Source organism: Halomonas marinisediminis (genome assembly GCF_004347715.1).
GTDB lineage: Bacteria > Pseudomonadota > Gammaproteobacteria > Pseudomonadales > Halomonadaceae > Halomonas > Halomonas icarae.
The window spans coordinates 1-288 of the sequence record NZ_SLTR01000315.1 but is presented as its reverse complement, the minus strand read 5'-3'; the positions used below and the strand labels follow the sequence as shown (position 1 = coordinate 288).

The window sequence follows — 288 nt, the reverse complement described above, 5'->3', positions numbered from 1 at the left end:
GACTGGCTCCAACCAGAGCAAGCGTTCAGAATGATCAAGGCGGCCGAGGGTGTGGATCCGGAGTTCGGTATCCTTCTGCACTTCCTGCTTTACACAGGCTGCCGATTGAACGAGGGGCTTGGCCTCACCTGCGACAAGCTCATCATAGATGAAGCCTTCGCATACCTCCCACAGACAAAGAACGAAGACCCCCGGGGCGTCCACCTTCCCCCAGTTCTCGTGGCGGCCTTGGCAAACCATCCACGAGGTTTGTCGCGCGGAAAGGAAAAGGTCTTCCGGTTCCGGAAA

General features: G+C 57.6%; 1 protein-coding gene. It reads left to right on the top strand.

The features are described 5' to 3' along the window. Positions 1-30 precede the first annotated feature (30 nt). Positions 31-288, top strand: a 258-nt coding sequence (locus E0702_RS16830) for a hypothetical protein (RefSeq protein WP_240721804.1), incomplete at its 3' end; no start/stop codon positions are given.